The sequence below is a fragment of the Mesorhizobium sp. M0830 genome (assembly GCF_040319965.1).
Lineage (GTDB): Bacteria > Pseudomonadota > Alphaproteobacteria > Rhizobiales > Rhizobiaceae > Mesorhizobium.
In genome coordinates this window covers 1-1,125 of sequence record NZ_JAMYOR010000144.1, presented here as the reverse complement: position 1 = coordinate 1,125, position 1,125 = coordinate 1, and the positions used below count along the sequence as shown (strand labels likewise).

General features: G+C 57.1%; 3 protein-coding genes and 1 tRNA gene. All 4 read left to right on the top strand.

The window, feature by feature from the left end; genetic code table 11:
• The coding region (locus NKI20_RS33590) for a hypothetical protein (RefSeq protein WP_352838287.1) at nt 1-279 on the top strand (279 nt) is incomplete at its 5' end.
• A 13-nt stretch (nt 280-292) separates the two neighbouring features.
• Nucleotides 293-493 (top strand): hypothetical protein, encoded by a 201-nt coding sequence (locus NKI20_RS33585; RefSeq protein WP_156938582.1) that lies wholly within the window; start codon nt 293-295, stop codon nt 491-493.
• Nucleotides 455-545, top strand: a tRNA-Ser gene (locus NKI20_RS33580). The genes NKI20_RS33585 and NKI20_RS33580 overlap by 39 nt, the downstream gene beginning before the upstream one ends.
• 288 nt (nt 546-833) lie before the next feature.
• Nucleotides 834-1,007 carry a GIY-YIG nuclease family protein gene (locus tag NKI20_RS33575; RefSeq protein ID WP_502898190.1) on the top strand — a complete coding sequence of 58 codons (174 nt, stop codon included), beginning with the start codon at nt 834-836 and terminating at the stop codon, nt 1,005-1,007.
• The last annotated feature ends 118 nt before the right edge of the window (nt 1,008-1,125 follow it).

Below are 1,125 nucleotides of genomic sequence, written 5' to 3'. Positions count from 1 at the left end.
AAAGTTAAAAAACGGGTCTGGGTATTCTTTGCTGAAGGACAGCGTTCCCTGCCCCATCCCCACTACCGAAAAAGATGCGCACCGCGCCGCTTCCTCGAAACCGACATTACCCATGAGGCGGCGGCGTTCAACCACGATCGTACCGGCGAAAGGGCTGTTCGGCTGCTATCCCCTGGCGTTGTTGCACAAATGACACGATTTGGCCTCACTCAGAAAGCTCTCGTTAACCATCGAGGCCGTCGCAACCCTTGTTTGCCGCCGAATCCGGCGATCGGCTGACGGAATCATGGCCATGTCCCGAGTCGCTAGCCAGGAAACTGCCGCAGAACCGCCGCATCCTTGGAAAGCCGCGCCACGGCGCGTTGCTATTTTTTCAGATAATGGCTTCTTTTTCCGAGATATTGGCTGGGGCTTGTTGATTGTGCCCGCGCTTTTCTTTATCCAGCGGCGCAACGGAGAGGTGGCCGAGTGGTCGAAGGCGCTCCCCTGCTAAGGGAGTAGAGGTCAAAAGCTTCTCGTGGGTTCGAATCCCATCCTCTCCGCCATCCTGCTTCGCGCTGCGCGCTTCGCAGGACAAGCCTCCCCTCCGTATAGCAGGATGCCCTACGAAGCCTCGGCGAAGGAGGGCCTTAGATCCTAGCAAAAACAATGCTTCGCGCTGCTTGGGACACGTCTTCCTTCCGCGAAGCGGGAGGTCTTCCTGTACCCTGGAATCCTTGCAAGACAGGTTTGGCAGTCTGCCTGCCGAGCCAAGGAGGGTGGTTCGCGTGGTATGTATACCTGCTGGAGAGCAAGGCAGTGGGAGGTGAACGCTATATCGGCGTGACTTCGACCTGAAGCGGCGGATTGCCGAGCATAACGCCGGAAAATCCAGCCATACGTCCAAGTTCCTGCCACGGCGGATCGTCACGTATATCGGCTTCTCGAATCGAGCCAGGGCGACTTCATTCGAGCGTTATCTCAAATCCGGCTCCGGCCACGCTTTCGCCAACAAACATCTGTGGTGATGTCTGCATTGCGCTCTTCGAGGCGGCGAAAAATCCAACCATTCCCAGAGAAAGCCCAGCAATAACAGCCCTTTGCCGCGGAAAAACACGCGGCCGAAGGGCAGTTCTTGTTCGATTC

Coding starts and splice junctions, on each gene's coding strand:
- NKI20_RS33585 (WP_156938582.1), top strand. CDS start 293: ATGTCCCGAGTCGCTAGCCAGGAAACTGCCGCAGAACCGCCGCATCCT.